Raw genomic sequence first — 16,737 nt, forward strand, 5'->3', positions numbered from 1 at the left:
TCTCTCCCCCTCGGACTGGCTCAGGCGGCCTGCTGGTTCATTGCGCGCGATTGCAGGCGCAGCGTGAATCGAACCAGCGGTGCGCTCAGCGCCGTCGTCACCAGCGCGAACACCACGAGGATCGTGTAGACCTCTGGCGGAAGGATCTGCATCTGCAGGCCGATCGACAGGACGATTAGCTCCATCAAGCCGCGTGTGTTCATCAACGAGCTCACCAGCATCGCATCGTGTGGCGCAAGCCCGGTGGTGCGTGCGCCCAGATAGCTGCCGCCGAACTTGCCGATGAATCCGCCCAGCAGGAATACACCGCACCACATCCATGATGCCTGGTCTTCGATCGTGCCGATCGATGCACGCAGTCCCGCACATGCGAAGAACACCGGCATCAGCACAAGCTTGACGAAACCTTCGACGTTCTCGCTCCACTCCTTCGCGACGCCGGGCACGCGCCGCACGAACAGCGCCGCCGCCAGTGCGCCAAATGCGCTATGGAATCCGATCAGCGACGTCGCCAGTGCCGACGCGATGACGAAGCAGAGCAACACGGCCAAGCGGTCGCGCGCTGCATGGGCAGTCGATGCGAGCCGTGCAAGCGCCGGTCGAACCACGAAGCGCACCAGCAGCCCGCTCAGCAGCAGGTACACGAGCAGGCTGACGAGCATGCGCACAAATGCCCAGCCAGGCCCGCTCGATAGCGAGGCAATGGTGGCCAGCAGCATCCATCCGAGTGCATCTGTCAGCATCGCGGCGGACATTGCGTGCCGTGCGCCGACCATGGCGCTCAGCGCCAGGTCGTCGATGATGCGCGCCATCACCGGCACCGCCGATACCGCCAGTGCGACACCGCAGAAGAGCACATAGGGCAGCGTCGGTGCGTCGCTGGCGAGCGTGTCTTTGGAGGCAACGGCGACGAGCATGCCGGCCGCCGCCGGTGCGATGAGCCCGCCGGCTGCGATCGCCGCAGGTATGCGCCAGCGCTTGCCGTGCAGCGTCTGGCCCAAGTCCATACGCAGACCGATCTGGAACATCAGCAGTATCAGGCCGACTTCGCCAACTTGCGCCATTGCCGACAGCGTGTGTGGGGCGAACAACAGGTCGTAGAAACTCGGTGCGACCAGGCCGAACAGCGAAGGTCCCAACAGCAGGCCGGCCGCAATCTCGCCGACGACCGCGCACTGGCCGAGCCGTTCGGCAATGCGCCCGCAGACATTGCAGAGCGCGATCACCAGCATGAGTTGCAGCAGCCAGATGGTCATGGATACCTCGCAAGGAGCGACACCGGCACGAAGCGGGCGGCGGCGAGCCCCGTGATGGCCGTGACGCCACTGGCCAGGTTCGCGAGCGCCGGGTACAGCGACACGGCCGATACCGGCTCGGCCTCACGCATTACCGCTCGCTCTCGACGCGGTCGACCCAGCCCCGGTAGAACGCCCGGTACCTGAGCACGAGCTTGTCGTACTTGCTGTACGCGCCGCCGCCGTCGGGCTTCATCCCGTTCCAGATCTTGACGTCGTACCCGGCTGCCTGCCTGGTCTGCAGCCCGAACAGCACGAAGTCAGTGGCGCGACGCAGGGCACCGCCCACCTTCTTGATCGAGATGAGCATGTGCATGACGTTCTTGCCGTCGCTCACTGGCGTCACACACTGGAGCAGCTTGTATTTGACGTTTGCGTCCAAGGCTACGGTCATGACGCACCCGCCGGGGTAGCCATCGAAGTGCAGGTTCATCTGCGACATGTTCAGGCCGAGCGCGCGCGACAACATGCCCAGCGGACCGAAGTAGCGGTTCACGGTGAAATCGATCCCGGCACCGAACCACGCGCCTGCCCGGGCCAGCGACTCGACCTCTGGCCACCGGCGCCAGTCGTCGAAGAGCTTGAGCTCGAAGGCCGAGATCGGGAGCGCGTGCACGGGGGTTGCGTGCTGCGCGTCGTAGAAGTTCTCGACGATGCGCAAGACCGCCGTCGTCGTCTCGAACGCGAAGTGCAGGTGCATGAAGTCGCCGTTGTCGACGTCGGCCGCGGCGATTTCGGGCAGCGGGTGCAGCGGCTGCGCGGAGCCGTACCAGACCCACACGTAGCCGTAGCGCTCGGTGGTCACCAACGTCGGCTGGCGCGCCCCGCGCGGCACGGGCTCCAGCTGGCGCACCGCCTGGCTGTGGCCGGGGATGTGAACGCACTGGCCTTGCTCGTCGTATCGCCAGTGGTGAAACGGGCATTGGATGCACCCGTCCTTGACTTGTCCGTCAGCCAGGTTGGCGCCCAGGTGCGGGCAGTGGCGATCCATCACCACGGCCCGGCCCGTCGCTGCGCGCCATGCCACGCACGGACGGCCAAAGAGCGTCAATTCCTTGGGCTTGTCCCTGAGGTCGCTGGAGCGCATCGCGACGTACCAGCTCGCGGCCACGCGCGTGGTCGCGTCGTGCGCCCCTGGGGGATGCTTCTTGATGCTCGGCTGATCCAGTTGAGTGTTGTTCATCGCGTTATGTCGTCCTCGGCCGGCTACTTCTTCAGAACCAGGCCGATGCGGGTCGTGACGTACGCCTTGAGCAGCGCGAACATCGGGTTGTAGTCGAAGTACTTTTTCACCTCTGCCGGCGCTCTGGTCTGCGTCCAGTACATCAGCTTCATCGCCGGTATCAGGCTGTACTTCGAGTTGTTGAGCTGCGGCTTGTCCCCAGTGATGCAGTACCCGAAACCGAACATCGGCTTGGCGAAGTCTCGTTCGTCGATGAGGGCGTGGATCCGCACCGCGGCCTGTGCAGCCGACTGGTTCCCGGCGCTCACTGCCTCGACCTCGGCCTTGGCGTCGTTGAACAACTGGTAGTACTCCTCCATGTCCGCGCACAGGTACCCAAGGTACGGGGGGTCGTTGTCGAGGTGATCCAGGTCGCCCTCGTCGCGCGAGGTGCGAAACCGCGCGTGGGCTTGCACGAGCCGGAACTGCCCGAGGATCGTGCCGACCGCCCACAGCCTGTGGAATGCATCCCACAGACGGAAGTCCGAGAACGCTGTGTAGCAGCAACTGACGAAGTCGTCGTTGTGGTCCAGCAGCTTTTGCTGCAGGCGCTCGATGTACTCGAAGCGCTCGGGGGCGAAGTCATCGTCGCGTAGCGCCTGGATGAGGCGCGCCGCGAGCGCGTGGATGGTCACCGCGGTATTCTCCAGGCCCCGGGAGAACAGCGGGTCGATGAACCCGTTCGCATGCAGCATCAGGCAGTAGCGGTCGCCGATGCAGGCGGTCGACGAGAACTGCAGGCGGTCGGTCCTGACCCAGTCGCGCACCGGCACGGCGTCTTGGAACTGAGCCCCGATGCTCGGGAACCGTGCGAGGAACTCGGCGAATTCTTGCTGCGCGCTGATGTCCGTTTTCGGGTAGATACGCGGGTCGAGCTGCAGGCCGACACTCACCAGGTTATTAGTCGATCGGGCGTGGTTGTTGAACGGAATCACCCAGAGCCAGCCGCCCGTGAACATGTGGTGCAAGGTCCCCTCGTGCCAGCGCCAGCGCTGCCCCTTGACCTTGAAGATGTCGTCGAACGGCTTGACCCCGAGCATGTGCGTGTAGAGGCTGCGCGAGTGCGTCTTGAAGCGACACGGTTCTTCGCGAAGCTTGAACTTGGTCGCCAGCGGTGCGCGAGGGCCTCCGCAGTCGATCATGTACCGGCCGGTGAACCGTTCGCCCTCGGCGGTGGTCACCGCGACGCCGTCTTTATCGGCGTGGTAGTCGGTCACGCTAGTCCTCTGGCGGACCTTGCAGCCGTATTTGATGGCGGCCTGCAACAAGTAGGCATCGACGTCCTGCCGGTAGTAATGGCTCTCCGGTCCCCATGGCAGTTCGGGAATGACGCACTGCGTGAACTCCTTCGGGTCGTGCTCCTGGCCGGGTTTGTGGAACACGAATCCGAAGTTGCGCTTGATGCCCGTGCTCGACGAGACGTAACGCTGCGTCGAGTAGAACGACGTGATGTGGTCGAGCTCCGGAATGCCGTAGCGGTCAGCGATGATGCGGTTCATGAGAGACGTCTCGGGGATCGACGACTCGCCGATCGTGAACCGCGGGTGCGACGACTCCTCGATGATCAGCACGCGAAACTGTTTCTTGGCCAGGATGGCTCCCATCTGGGTGCCGGACATGCCCGAGCCGAGGATGATCACGTCGAAATGGTTGTTGTCGCGCCCGTTCTCGGGGCTCTTCTGAGTCATGGGGGCAAACTCTCCTTGCGAGATGAGACCTGGCTTTGCGCGTCAGGATTCGTCGAGCGCGGCGCGGATGCGCGAGCGCGCGGCACACGTGAGCGTGAGTAGATCAACGAGCATGCTGGGCGCGTACCCCCCGCTGCCGGTTGCTGGGCCGCTTCGCCCGGCCTCGTACGCCCGTTCTGCCAACTTGAGGTGAGGCGCCCGGAAGCGCAGCAGGACCTTGAGCACCCGCTCCAGGGCTACCAGCCCAGCCCGGGCGGGCTCGTCTGGCGCACCGGCGGTTCGCGCTTCGTCGAGCGCACGGTCCATGAGCGCCGGCCCCTCGGCGAACCGAGCGTAGACCGCCCGGTACGCGGGAAGCACGTAGGGCAGGTACGTCTCCTTGAACTCTCGATAGGCCTGGTCGTCGGTTTGCGAGCCCCACAGGACGTGCTCCAGCACGAACAGGGGCATTTCCACGGCACCGGGGCCGAGGTAGCTCTGGCCCCCGACCTGGATCGGATCGTAGAAGGGGCGCAGTTCATCGTAGAAGACCTGCGGTGAGATGAAGCGGTACGCGTAGACGATCGATTCGACCATTTTCTGCAGATAGGCTTCCAGCTCGGCGCACCCTTGCACGAACGCGGGCGAGCGCAGGGGCACATCGAACAGCTCGACGGTCAGCGCGATGGCCGCCTCCAGGGCCGCCATCGAGATGCGCACGCTCTCGAGCAGATGCGCTTCGTCGGGCAGCCCGGTGTAACTGCGCTGCGCGTCGGCCGCCGCAGGGTTCCAGACCGTCACGTGCAGGAGCGTCTCGCGCGGCGGCATATCGGTCGCGCGTGCCAAGTCCAGCAGCACCGGTTCAAGCCCGGGCACCACGTTCGCAGGCTCGTGTCCGTGCCGCTTGAGTGACCCCAGGAAGAAGCCGATGTCCCGCATCGCGGCGGCGGCTTCGACAAAGCCCCAGCCGGTGGGCACGCCGCGCGTCGGGAGGAACTCGCGCAGCAGGCCGATGATGCCGGGCACGTCCTTGTTACGGTTCAGGCCCGGCAGTTGCAGCACCAGCGAGCGCGCCTGTAGCGGATCACAGGCGGCCACGGCAGCGTGGGTGGTGGCGAATGCGGATACCCGGTTCAAGGTGCGTTCCACTACCGGCCTTCCCGCGTCGCGAGCGTCGGCCCGCGCTGGTTGCCAGACACCTGCGCGTCGCCGTCACGCAGCGACCGCAGGTAGTCGTAGTTCGTCGGCAGGCTGCTCCGCAGGCGCTCGGCCTCGCGGCGGATGCTGGCGAACATCGCCTCGGCCTTTTCGATCGACTCGGGTCGGTGCTGCAAGAGCGGGAGCGACCGGTCGGGCAGCATGCCCAAGCCGGCAAAGATGCAGTAGTAGTTGCCGTTCAACCAGAAGTTCTTGAATTCGTAGTCGAAGGTCTCGTAGTACGTGGAATCGTCGAACGACGTGGTGGTCAGTGGCAGCCCTGCCTTGTAGCGCTGCACCTTCTCCTGGATGGCGTCCGAGAGCCGCAGTTCGTGCCGGTTCGCGAGCCAGAACGGCGTGTCTTCGCGCGACGTGGTGAAATAGTGCGCCTGGACGAAGTCTCGGCAGTCGTCAAACATGTAGACGATCTCGGCGTTGAATGCATCGCGCAACCGCGAGTCGAACGAGGTGTCGGGGAAGTGCTTCACAAGCTGGTAAAGCGCGGCGTAGATGAAGTAGATGCCCGTCGATTCCAGGGGCTCCAGAAAGCACGACGACAGCCCGATAGACACACAATTGTTGACCCACGCCCGCTTGTTGCGTCCGACCCGGAACTTGATCTGGTTGAGCGACTGATTGTCCGAGAGGTCCCAGAGTTTGAGGAAGTCGGCGGTAGCCTGGTCGCGTGAGGTGAACTTGCTCGAGAAGACGTAGCCGCTGCCGAACCGGCCCAGCATCGGAATCTTCCAGGTCCACCCCGAGTTCATGGCGATCGCCGAGGTGTACGGCTCGACCCCGTCACGCGCGTCGTCGTTGGGCACGGCGCTGGCGACCGCGCTGTCGCACAGCAGGTAGTCGGACATGTCGATGAAGGGCTCTTTCAGGGTCTGATTGATCAGGAGCCCCCGCATGCCGGAGCAGTCGATGAACAGGTCCGCCTGCAGCTTCCGCCCCCCCTTGGTCAACAGGGTGGAGATGTAGCCGCGGTCGTTCAGCTGAATCTCCACGACCTCGTCGACCACGCGGTTGACCCCACGCTCGACGGCCCAGCGCTTCAAGAAGTCGGCCACCAGGTGCGCGTCGAAGTGCCACGCATGGGACATCTGGCGGGTGCCGTCGGGCAGGCACGGTGCCAGCTTGCCATCGAGCGCCCCGGGCTGCGGGTAGCACGCGTACTCCATCGGTTGCTGGAAGCCCTGTTCGCGCTTGCGCAACCAGTAGTGGGTAAGCGGCACGCCGTCGCAGTTCGGCACATTGCCGAACAAATGGTAGAAGTGATCGTCACGCGATGGGTCGGGAGACTTTCTCCAGTTCACGAACTTGATCGCGGCCTTGAACGCGCCGTTCACCTGGGGCATCCACTCCCGCTCCGGTATCCCGAGGAAGTCGAAGAACACCTTCTGCAAACTCGGGATAGTCGCCTCGCCCACGCCGATCCGGGGGATCGCCGCAGACTCGATGAGCGTAATGTCTACCTGCTGCTGGAGCGCCCGGACGAGGTACGAGGCGGCCATCCAGCCCGCAGTGCCGCCGCCCACGATGACGATATTCTTGATCGGCTTGTTCATAACACTCCTTGTTTGCAGGCAGACGGTCTGTAGGGAGGGGAAGGCCGCCAGTCTCCGTGCATCCGTGCAAGAGGCACATCAATGTGCTTGTCGGATTAGACTCTAGACCGCAGGAAAAGCGATGCATCTTCCGTTTCCGAATTAGCCTTCCCCAAAGCAAAAGCATTTGATCTAAAGAAAGGTCTTGCGTGCTTTGCATGCGCCCAATCAGTCCGCCGCAGTGCCCTTGCGCGAAGTGCGTGGCGTGATCATCCATGTGATGCACAGGAGCCAAGCTCGTGGACAGTTGGTCGAACAGGCCGTCAGCGCAACGCGCCCTTGCGGGTCGTTGCGGCCAGCTGGTTATTGAAGTCGTTGGATGGAATCAGGGAAAGACCGCCAATGGGCGTCGCAGAAATGCTGCGCTGGGGATCGGTGATGCATGAGGCCGGCAGGTCGTGGATCCCGCACCGGGCTTGATCCATGCGGGGCGGCTGCAAGGGAGATGGCTGGAGCGGATTCTGCTCGATGAGAAGAGCCCCCAGGCCGGCTTCGGCGCCAACGCGCCGATGCCTGGGGTCGTGGTGATTTCTCCAACGCCATCCTGGTGGATGCCATTGGCGCAATCTTCACCGATGCCCACCTCCAAGGTGGGGCCACCAGAGGTTGCGATGACACCGGGCGGTACTCCCCGGGTCCAGGCCCAGGCTAGGGGAGCCGGAACCAGCCGCCCTTGGGCCAGTTGGTCCGGGCCAGCTCCACCACTTCGTCGCCGCGCCCGCTCATCACCGCCTTGAGCATGTACAGGCTCATGCCCTTGGCCTGTTCCAGCTTGATCGCCGGTGGGATGACCAGTTCCTGGGTCGCGGTGACCACGTCCACCAGCACCGGGCCGTCATGTTCCAGGGCGGTGCGCAGGGCACCTTCCAGGCCTGCGGAATCTTCCACTCGCAGGCCGAGGATACCCATGGCGTTGGCCATGGCGGCGAAGTCCGGGTTGTGCAGGTCGGTGCCGGTGTCCAGGTAGCCGGCGGACTTCATCTCCATGGCGACGAAGCCCAGGGCCGCGTTGTCGTAGACGATGATCTTCACCGGCAGCTTGAGCTGGACCAGGGAAATGAAGTCCCCCATGAGCATGCTGAAGCCGCCGTCGCCGGCCAGGGCAATGACTTGGCGTGTGGGGCAGGCGGCCTGGGCGCCGATGGCCTGGGGCATGGCGTTGGCCATGGAGCCGTGGTTGAACGAGCCCAGCAGGCGCCGCTGGCCGTTCATCTTCAGGTAGCGCGCGGCCCATACCGTGGGCGTGCCGACATCGGCGGTGAAGATCGCATCGGCGTCCGCCAGTTCGCTGACCAGTTGGGTGAGGTACTGCGGGTGCACCGGCCGTCCAGCTGCCGCGGGCCGGGCCAGGTCGTCCAGGCCTTGGCGGGCCTTGGCGTAGTGCTCCAGGGAGGTTTCCAGGAAGCTCCGGTCGCCCTGGTAGGGCAGGCGTGGCAGCAAGGCGGCGAGGGTCTCGCTGACGTCGCCGACCACGCCCAGGTCCAGCGGCACCCTCCGGCCCAGGGCTTGTGGGTCGTGGTCGATCTGGATCACGCAGGCGTCCGTCGGATAGAACTGGCGATAGGGGAAGTCGCTGCCCAGTATCACCAGGGTGTCGCAGTTGAGCATGGCGTGATAACCGGAGCTGAAGCCGATCAGCCCGGTCATGCCGACATCGAAGGGGTTGTCCCATTCCACATGCTCCTTGCCGCGCAGGGCGTGAACCACCGGCGCGCCCAAGGCATCGGCCAGGGCCACCACTTGGTCATGGGCGCCGGCACAACCGCTGCCGCAAAGCAGGGTCACGGCCTTGCTGTGGCTGAGCAATTCCACCAGGCGGTCCAGGTCATGGGGCGCTGGCAGGGTGCGTGGGGCGTGTAACGGTGGCCATGGCTTGCTGGACGTCGGCACCTGTTGCAAGGCCACGTCCCCGGGGATCACCACCACGGCCACGCCGCGCTCGAGGATCGCACTGCGCATGGCCCGGTGCAGTACCTCGGGCATCTGCGCCGGGTGGCTCACCAGCTCGACGAAGTGGCTGCACTCCTTGAACAGCTCCTGGGGGTGGGTTTCCTGGAAATAATCCAGGCCGATCTCCGAGGACGGGATCTGTGCGGCGATGGCCAGCACCGGCACCCGGCTGCGGTGGCAGTCGAACAGGCCGTTGATCAAGTGCAGGTTGCCCGGGCCACAACTGCCGGCGCACACCGCCAGCTGGCCGGTGATCGCCGCTTCGGCGCCAGCGGCGAAGGCCGCCACTTCCTCGTGGCGTACATGCATCCATTGGATGCTTTGCATGCTCTGCAGGGCGTCGGTGAGGCCGTTGAGGCTGTCGCCGGTCAGGCCCCAAATACGCTTGACCCCGGCTTGTTCGAGGGTCTGGGCCAGTTGTCGGGCAATGCTGATGTTCGCCATGGAGTTCTCCTGCCGTGGGATGGGAAATCGTCGCGATCAACAGGGGACAGCGGGCGAGGGCGGATGATTCCATGAAGATGTGCGAATGAGAATTAATGCTAATATCGTCGCCCGATTTCCTCTCTGCGAGCGCCGGCCTTGCATCCGCCCCCCCAACTGGACCAACGCTACTACCTGCGGGACTTGCGTCAGCTTGGCGAACGCCATGCCGTGCGCTACAGCCTGCCCGGAGCAGGGAACGAGGATGACGCTACCTGCCTGATGCATGGGCGCATCACCGAGCATCGCCTGCCTGGCGGCCTGGTCCTGGTGAGCTCCGACGTGCTGGCGTTCCACAGCTACCGGGCCGACTCGCTGCGCATGCCATGCCTGAGCCTGGCGCTGGTGCTCGAAGGACATGCGGCGCTGAGTTTCACCCGGGACCAGGCGTTGCTCGCCGGTCACTGCGTCACGACCCTGTGCGCCGACGGCCGGCCCATGTCGGCCGTGCACTTCGCCGGGACGCGGTTGCGCGGCCTGAACCTGGCCCTCAACGCCCCGGAGAATCTGCCTGACGCGCAATGGGCGCAGTTGCTGCACAACGCCTTGCGCGGGAACGGTTCACGAATGCACTGCGGGCCGTTGCCGGTGCACCTGCGCCAGGCCATCGCCGACCTGCTCGGCGGACGTTGGCATGGCAGCCTGCAGGCCCTGTTGTGCGAAGGCGTGGCCTTGCAACTGCTGGCCCATGCCCTGGCCGGGCTGGAAGCCGATGCTGAGCAAGCCGGCAGCTTGAGCCCGCGGGATCGGCAATTGCTGGAGCGGGTTCGCGAGCGCCTGCACCAGGCTCCGGGCGAGGAGCACTCGCTCGGTGAGCTGGCGCAGTTGGCCTGCATGAGCAGCAGTTCGCTGCGCAGCAAGTTCCGCCAGGCCTATGGGCAGACGGTCTTCGGCTACCTGCGCGAGCGGCGCCTGGAGGTCGCCCATGCGCAGTTGCAACAAGGCTGGTCGGTGCAGCAGGCGGCGCATTTCGTGGGTTATCGCCATGCCAGCAATTTCGCCACGGCGTTTCGCCAGCGCTTCGGCGTGGCCCCCGGCAGCTGTGGTTGAAGGCCCGCGACGGCTTGGCGGCGCTTATCCGTGTCGAACCCGGCAGCGCCCATAACATCCTCGGCATCTGGCAAAACCTGGACGGGATATGGATGTGAATAATGCGCATCCGACAATAGTGTTCATCGGACAACCATTCCTATGTATTGCCCAGACTCCCGCGCTTTCCCGCGTCGTGCCCATTGCCTGCCCGCCGCCGTGTTCGGTGGCTTGCTGGTGTCCCTCTCGGCTTCGGCCGAAGAACCTGACCGCCGCTCCAGGTCGAACGCTTCATTGGTGCTACCCACGCTGAACGTGCAGGGCGAGCAGGAACTGGGCGAGACCACCGAGGACTCCGGCAGCTACACCACCGGCGCCATGTCCACGGCCATCGGCTTGCCGCTGTCGATCCGCGATACCCCGCAATCGGTCAGCGTCGTCACCCGCCAGCGCATCGAGGACCAGGGCCTGGCCACCACCGCCGAGATACTGGCCAGCGCCCCGGGGATTTCATATACCCGCAGCGACAGCAATCGCCTGGCGTTTTCCGCCCGGGGTTTCGCCATCGACAACTTCCAGTTCGACGGCCTGGCATCGCCCATCAACAACCTGTGGAACTTCGGTGCCACCGACATGGACTCGGCCATCTACGACCGGGTGGAAATCGTGCGCGGTTCCACGGGGCTGCTGACCGGCGCCGGCAACCCTTCGGCAGCGGTGAATTTCGTGCGTAAAAAGCCGCTGGCGGATTTCGCCATCAGCGGCTCGGCCGGCGCCGGACGCTGGGGGGAGCGGCGCGGTGATTTCGATCTGTCGCTGCCCCTGGCGGCGGATGGGAGGGTGGCGGCGCGGCTGGTGGCGGCCTACTCGGAAAAAGACAGCTATGTGAACTATCTGGAAAACGACTCACGCACGCTCTATGGAGTGATCAGCGCCGAGCTGAGCCCCAGCACTCGGCTGACCACCAGCCTGGAATACCAGCGCAACCGGGTGCGGGGCATGGGCAGTGGTTTTCCGTTGTTCTACAGCGATGGCTCGCGCACCGACTTCGGCCGTTCGACCGCCAACAACACCCGCTGGAGCCGGACCGGCAGTGAGTCCACCACGGCCTTCGTCGACCTGGAGCACACCCTGGACAACGACTGGAAACTGCGTACGGCCTACAGCCGTTACGAGGGTGGCTATGACATGCACTCGCTGTTTCGCGGTGGTTTTCCGGACCGCACCAGCGGCCTGGGGATGCGGGTCAATTTCCTCAACTACGACGGCGAACGCAGCCGCGATACCTGGCATGTGACGGCCAGCGGGCCGTTCCAGTTGCTGGGGCGCGGGCACGAGCTGGGCCTGGGCTGGATGAGCATCGACGATGACCTGAACATCGACCAGTACCAGCCCGCCGGCAGAACCCCGGCCCTGGGCAGCTTCACCGACTGGCGCAACGGCCGGATCCCCGAGCCGGCGTGGTCACGCACCCGATCCTCGGGCGATGCCACCCATATCCGGCAGACCGGTGGCTACCTGGTGACCCGGCTGTCCCTGGCCGACCCGTTGCACTTGATCCTCGGGGCGCGGATCAGCGACTGGCGGATCGACCAGAACTACTACGGCGCCCAGCGCCAGTACCGCTACAAGAATGAAGTCACGCCCTATGCCGGGCTGATCTACGACATCGATTCCACCTACAGCGCCTACGCCAGCTATACCAGCATCTTCAACCAGCAGAACGCCCGTGGCGCCAACGGCAGCATCCTCGATCCGGTGACTGGCGACAGCTACGAGGTGGGGCTCAAGGCGGCCTACCTGGAGGGGCGGCTCAATGCCGCGCTGGCGGTCTACCGCACCCAGCAGGAAGGGCTGGCCGAGGCCATCCCCGGGGTGAACGTGCAAGGGCGGCCCAACGAGCAGGCCTACAAGGCCGGTACCGGGGCGCGGGTCGATGGTTTCGACCTGGACCTGAGTGGCCAGCTCAGCGATGCCTGGAACCTGTCTGCCAGCTATACCCACTTCATCGCCCGCAATGGCGATGGCCGGGCGATCAACACCGAGTTCCCCAGGACCCAGTTCAAGCTGTTCACCACCTATCGCCTCTGGGGCCCCCTGGAGCGTCTGACCCTGGGCGGCGGCACCACCTGGAACAGCCGCACCTCGCGCAACCGGGTGCCCAGCCCGCGGGGCCTGACCGATGTGGGCCAGGGCGCCTACGCCTTGACCAGCCTGATGGCGCGCTACCAGGTCAACGACAACCTGTCGGTCAGCGCCAACCTGGATAACCTGTTCGACAAGCGTTACTACGAGCAACTGGGCTTCTACAGCCAGGGCTTGTGGGGCGAGCCGCGCAGCCTGCGCCTGAGTGCCAAGGCCAGCTTCTGACCTGCGCTCCGGCGCCGTTGGTGGCCTGGCTCAGAGGCCGAAACGGCTGGGGCGGCAGGGCTCGAGTTCCGCGCAGCGGTGACCCGAAAGCTCCTGGCTGACCAGGCGCCCGACGATCGGTGCCAGGGTCACCCCGGCGTGCATCACCGCCAGGTACAACCCGGGGTACTGGGCGAGCGGGCCGATGATCGGCACCTGGTCATCGGGCATCGGCCGCTGGCCTACTTCGGCGCTGCGCAAGGTCACCGCCTCGGCACCACGCAGGGCCTGGCGGATGCTGGCCAGTGCTTGCTGGGCGATGGCCTCGGGCGTTGCGTCATCGAGGTGGTCCTCGGCTGCCAGCAGGCTGCCGTCAGGGGCTTCGCGCACCTCCAGCTGGTCGTTGGAAATCAGGGTCTTGACCAGCCCCCGGGGGGTGTCCAGGCGTAGCAGGATCGATGGCGAGGCGTGCATGGGCAGTTCGATGCCCAGCGATTCCAGCAGGGCCGGGGTGCCGCAACCGGTGGCCAGTACCAGGTGGTCGGCCTGATAGACCCCGGCGGCGGTGGCCACGCCGATCCCTTGCTGGCCTTCTACTTGCAGCTCCAGCACCGAGACTTGGGTCAGCACTTGCGCGCCATGGGCGCGGGCGCCTTCGAGCAGGCACAGGGTGGTGGCCACCGGGTCGAGGCTGCCTTCGCCGGGGGCGAACTGCGCGCGTTCCGGTACGGCCTGCAGGTTGGGCTCGAGTTGGGCAATCCGCTGGCGATCCAGCCACTGGCGCGTCGACCCGCAGGGCATTGCGGTGGGTTGCATGGCGTTCGCCTGGTAATAGCACAGCGCGCCGGACCAGTTGATCCGCAGGCCCGGCAGCTCCTGCTCCAGGCGCCGGTATTCGGTCAGCGCCTGTTCGCGCAGGGGCCTCACGGGGCTGGGGTATTCCCCGTGGGGGTTGATCCAGGCGAAGGAGTGGCGCGTGACGCCCGAGCCGGGGGTGGCCTGCTCCAGGACGGTCACCTGGGCGCCCTGGCGGGCCAGGTGGTAGGCGATGGCGGCGCCGACGATCCCGGCGCCCAGCACTATTACCCGTGGATGCTGCTGCATAGCTACCTCGTAGATGTGGTCAGCGGTGGCGCTGGCGTTCGATCAGGGCCTGGGCCTGTACCGGCTGGATCCAGGCGTCCTTGCAATCGCTGTAGGCGTGGGAGTCGTCGGGGTGCAGGGCCTGGCAGCGGAGTTTTTCCCGCTGGTAGGCCTGGGCGATATCCGGGTGCCGGCGCAGGTGATCGCGAAACGCCAGGTGGCGCTCTATCTCCGGCGAGCCCTGGGCATAACAGTGCAGTTGCGCCAGGCGGCGACCGCTGGCCGGTTCATCCAGGCTGCAATAGCGCCGTCCGGGCAGGCCCAGCTCGCCGCGCCAGATGTACCCCAGGGCCTCCAGCGCTCCCTGGCGTTCGTCCAGCTCGGCCAGCGAGCGGACTGTGGGCAGCAGGTCGAGTACCGGCTTGGCGAGGATGCCGGGGATCGCGGTGGAGCCGATATGGTGTACCTGCAACAGGTTATCGCCCAAGACTGCTTGCAGGGCCTGGGCGATCTGCCGCGCCTGTTCGGCCCACTGCGGGTCATGGGGCAGCAGCTCGACCTTGATCGGGGCCGGAGGGGGAGCAGCAGGTGATTCGCGGTGCATGGCCAAGGTGTCTCCTGACGGTGAAGCCGATTGCAGGGCGCACCTTAACCGTGGGTTCGCAGCCCCGGCAATTGGCTCAATGTTATGAAATTGCAAGCGCCTTCCAGGTGCTGGCCAGGCACCTGGAGGGCGCTGCCTAGCGGCTTTCCATGGCCAGGCCCCGGGCCTGCGGCAAGGGGCTGCGCATCAGTCGTCCCACCACCAGCGCCCCCAGTAGGGCCAGGCCGCCAGCCGCCGCCAGGACCAGGCCGAAACCACCGGTGAACGCCTGCAGGGCCAAGGGCTCGACCAGGGTCCTGGCACTTTCGGGCAACCCGGCCAGGGCGCCTTGCATGTCGCCGGCCACCACCCGCGAGGCGATCTCCGGGGCCTGGGCCAACCAGGGCCCGGGTACCTCTTGCAAATTGCCTTGCAGCAGTTGCCGGGTGTGGTTGCCCAACAGTGCGCCGAACACGCCGATGGCCAGCATGATGGCGCTGAAGCGCATGGTGGTGCTCAGCCCCGAGGCCATGCCGGTACGTTCCCGGGGGACGCAGGCCATGATGTTCTTCTGCGTGTCGCCGTTGAGCAGGCCGGCCCCGGCCCCGGTCACCGCGATCGCCAGGGCGAAGGCCGAGTAGCCGCCGACCTGCACGGCCCAGGCGCTGAGCAGGTTGCCGCTGCCCACCAGGGCCAGCCCGGCGGCCATCAGCGTGGCGGGCGGATAGCGCCCGGCCAGGCGTGCGCCGATCCGCGGGCAGACCAGCATGGTCAAGGCGAAGGGCAGCATGCCCAGCCCCGAGGCGATGGCCGAGAAGCCCAGGCCGTTCTGCAGGTAGAACGGCAGCAGGGTCATCATCACCTGGGCGCAGCCGGCGTAGGCGAACATGCCCAGCAAGGCGCCGATGAAGCGTGGATGGCGCAACAGCTGCAAGTCCACCATGGGCCTTTGTTGCAGGCGCTCGACCAGCACGAACAGGCCCAGCAGCGCCAACCCGGCCAGCAGGCGCAGGACAGTAGCCGGATGGCCCCAGCCGATGCGGTTGGCCTCGATCAGGCCCCAGATCAGGCACAGCAGGCTGGCGCTGAACACCAGGCTGCCCCAGGGATCCAGGCGCGCCGCCCGGGTATCGCGGGATTCCGGCACCTGGCGCATGACGCACCAGAGCAGCAGGGCGCCCACCGGCAAGTTGAAGTAGAAGATCCAGCGCCAGCCCAGGTACTGGGTGATCAGGCCGCCGATCGTCGGCGCGGTGGTCATCGCCAAGCCCATGCAGCCGCCCCAGAAGGCCCAGGCCCTGGCGCGTTCCGTTTCGTCGTGAAAGACATGGCCGATGGTCGCCAGGGCCGAGGTCAGCAGCAGCGCCGCGCCTATTCCCTTGAGTGCCCGCGCCAGGTCCAGCAGCAGGGCCGTGGGCGCGGCGCCGCAGCCCACGGAGGCGAGGATGAACAAACCCAGGCCGCAGAGCAGGGTGCGCTTGCGGCCAAAGCGGTCGGCCAGGCTGCCGGCCGGGAGCAGCAGGGCGGCGAAGGCCAGCATGTAGGCGCTGACCACCCATTCGATATCGGCGAAGTCGGCGCCCAGGTCCCGGGCGATGCTGGGCAGCGCCACGGCGACGATGTTGGTGTCCAGGATGATCAGCGAGCAGACACCGGAGGCGGTCAGCAGGGTCAGGCGCGGGTTGCCGGAGGTGCTCATGGCGCACTCTGCCGGCCAAGGCTGGCCAGGGCCGCGAGGGCGATTTCATCATCGTGGGCCGGGGTGTCGGCGCTGACCCCGATGGCGCCCACCACCTGGCCCTCGAGCACGATCGGCTGGGCGCCTTTCATCATCAGCAGGCCGGCACTGAGGGCCGCCGGGCGCCCGCCGTTGATGGCGTTTTCCAGATCGCCCGAGGGGCGGCGAAACAACGCCGAGGTGCGCGCCTTGCCCTGGGCCAGTTCGATCCCGGCGACCACCGGCGCGCCATCCATGCGTGCGCCCAGAACCGGCCAGCCGCCGTCGTCGACTATCACCACGGCACAGGGCCAACCCTTGGCCCGGGCGGTTTCCTGGGCGGCCTCGAGCAAGTCCTGGGCTTGGTCCAGGGTAAGGATTGCCTTGTGGGCAACGGATGCTTGGGTTTCTGCCGCTACCGCTCCTTGCAGGCTGCAGCAGGTGATCATGGCCAGAAGCAGGGGTTTGACGTGCATGGCATGGGCTCTCTAGTGTGGAGGTCCTGGGAGCTTATCCCGGCCATTGGCGCTGTTCGTTAGCCTCTGGCGGCAAGTT

The 16,737-nt window shown here is 66.0% G+C and carries 14 protein-coding genes; 2 read left to right on the forward strand and 12 right to left on the reverse strand.

Going from position 1 to position 16,737, the window contains the following annotated elements:
• Nucleotides 1-20 precede the first annotated feature (20 nt).
• From AC3WK8_RS04265 to poxB, 8 genes are all read right to left on the reverse strand, one after another.
• Nucleotides 21-1,256 (reverse strand): cation:proton antiporter, encoded by a 1,236-nt coding sequence (locus tag AC3WK8_RS04265; RefSeq protein ID WP_103324493.1) that lies wholly within the window; start codon nt 1,254-1,256, stop codon nt 21-23.
• Entirely contained in the window at nt 1,253-1,387 is a 135-nt protein-coding gene (locus AC3WK8_RS04270) for a flavin reductase (protein WP_103324494.1), read from the reverse strand. The genes AC3WK8_RS04265 and AC3WK8_RS04270 overlap by 4 nt, the downstream gene beginning before the upstream one ends.
• Complete coding sequence (gene prnD / locus AC3WK8_RS04275; protein WP_103324495.1) at nt 1,387-2,478, reverse strand: aminopyrrolnitrin oxygenase PrnD; 1,092 nt, start codon at nt 2,476-2,478, stop codon at nt 1,387-1,389. The genes AC3WK8_RS04270 and prnD overlap by 1 nt, the downstream gene beginning before the upstream one ends.
• Before the next feature lie 23 nt (nt 2,479-2,501).
• A complete protein-coding gene (gene prnC, locus AC3WK8_RS04280) occupies nt 2,502-4,205 on the reverse strand; it encodes a monodechloroaminopyrrolnitrin halogenase PrnC (RefSeq protein ID WP_103324496.1) in 1,704 nt (567 codons plus the stop codon).
• Between the two features lie 42 nt (nt 4,206-4,247).
• Entirely contained in the window at nt 4,248-5,333 is a 1,086-nt protein-coding gene (prnB, locus tag AC3WK8_RS04285; RefSeq protein ID WP_103324497.1) for a monodechloroaminopyrrolnitrin synthase PrnB, read from the reverse strand.
• On the reverse strand, nt 5,333-6,949 hold the full coding sequence (gene prnA / locus AC3WK8_RS04290; protein WP_103324498.1) for a tryptophan 7-halogenase PrnA: 1,617 nt from the start codon (nt 6,947-6,949) through the stop codon (nt 5,333-5,335). The genes prnB and prnA overlap by 1 nt, the downstream gene beginning before the upstream one ends.
• Nucleotides 6,950-7,251: 302 nt before the next feature.
• Nucleotides 7,252-7,413 (reverse strand): hypothetical protein, encoded by a 162-nt coding sequence (locus AC3WK8_RS04295; RefSeq protein WP_158091437.1) that lies wholly within the window; start codon nt 7,411-7,413, stop codon nt 7,252-7,254.
• Nucleotides 7,414-7,636: 223 nt separating this feature from the next.
• Entirely contained in the window at nt 7,637-9,382 is a 1,746-nt protein-coding gene (gene poxB / locus AC3WK8_RS04300; protein WP_103324499.1) for a ubiquinone-dependent pyruvate dehydrogenase, read from the reverse strand.
• 138 nt (nt 9,383-9,520) lie between these two features.
• Between poxB and AC3WK8_RS04305 the strand changes: the two genes are divergently transcribed.
• Both AC3WK8_RS04305 and fauA read left to right on the forward strand, forming a co-directional pair.
• Nucleotides 9,521-10,471, forward strand: a complete 951-nt coding sequence (locus AC3WK8_RS04305) for a helix-turn-helix transcriptional regulator (protein ID WP_103324500.1) — start codon at nt 9,521-9,523, stop codon at nt 10,469-10,471.
• Between the two features lie 141 nt (nt 10,472-10,612).
• Entirely contained in the window at nt 10,613-12,820 is a 2,208-nt protein-coding gene (gene fauA, locus AC3WK8_RS04310; RefSeq protein ID WP_103324501.1) for a TonB-dependent alcaligin siderophore receptor FauA, read from the forward strand.
• Between the two features lie 30 nt (nt 12,821-12,850).
• On the opposite strand, the gene AC3WK8_RS04315 is transcribed toward fauA, so the two are convergent.
• From AC3WK8_RS04315 to AC3WK8_RS04330, 4 genes are all read right to left on the reverse strand, one after another.
• Entirely contained in the window at nt 12,851-13,903 is a 1,053-nt protein-coding gene (locus AC3WK8_RS04315; RefSeq protein WP_103324502.1) for an NAD(P)/FAD-dependent oxidoreductase, read from the reverse strand.
• Between the two features lie 19 nt (nt 13,904-13,922).
• Entirely contained in the window at nt 13,923-14,486 is a 564-nt protein-coding gene (locus AC3WK8_RS04320) for a GrpB family protein (protein WP_103324503.1), read from the reverse strand.
• Between the two features lie 136 nt (nt 14,487-14,622).
• On the reverse strand, nt 14,623-16,164 hold the full coding sequence (locus AC3WK8_RS04325) for an MFS transporter (RefSeq protein ID WP_103324504.1): 1,542 nt from the start codon (nt 16,162-16,164) through the stop codon (nt 14,623-14,625).
• On the reverse strand, nt 16,161-16,658 hold the full coding sequence (locus tag AC3WK8_RS04330; protein ID WP_103324505.1) for a GlcG/HbpS family heme-binding protein: 498 nt from the start codon (nt 16,656-16,658) through the stop codon (nt 16,161-16,163). Before AC3WK8_RS04330 ends, AC3WK8_RS04325 begins: the two co-directional genes overlap by 4 nt.
• Nucleotides 16,659-16,737 lie beyond the last annotated feature (79 nt).

It is taken from the genome of Pseudomonas sp. FW507-12TSA (genome assembly GCF_058781435.1).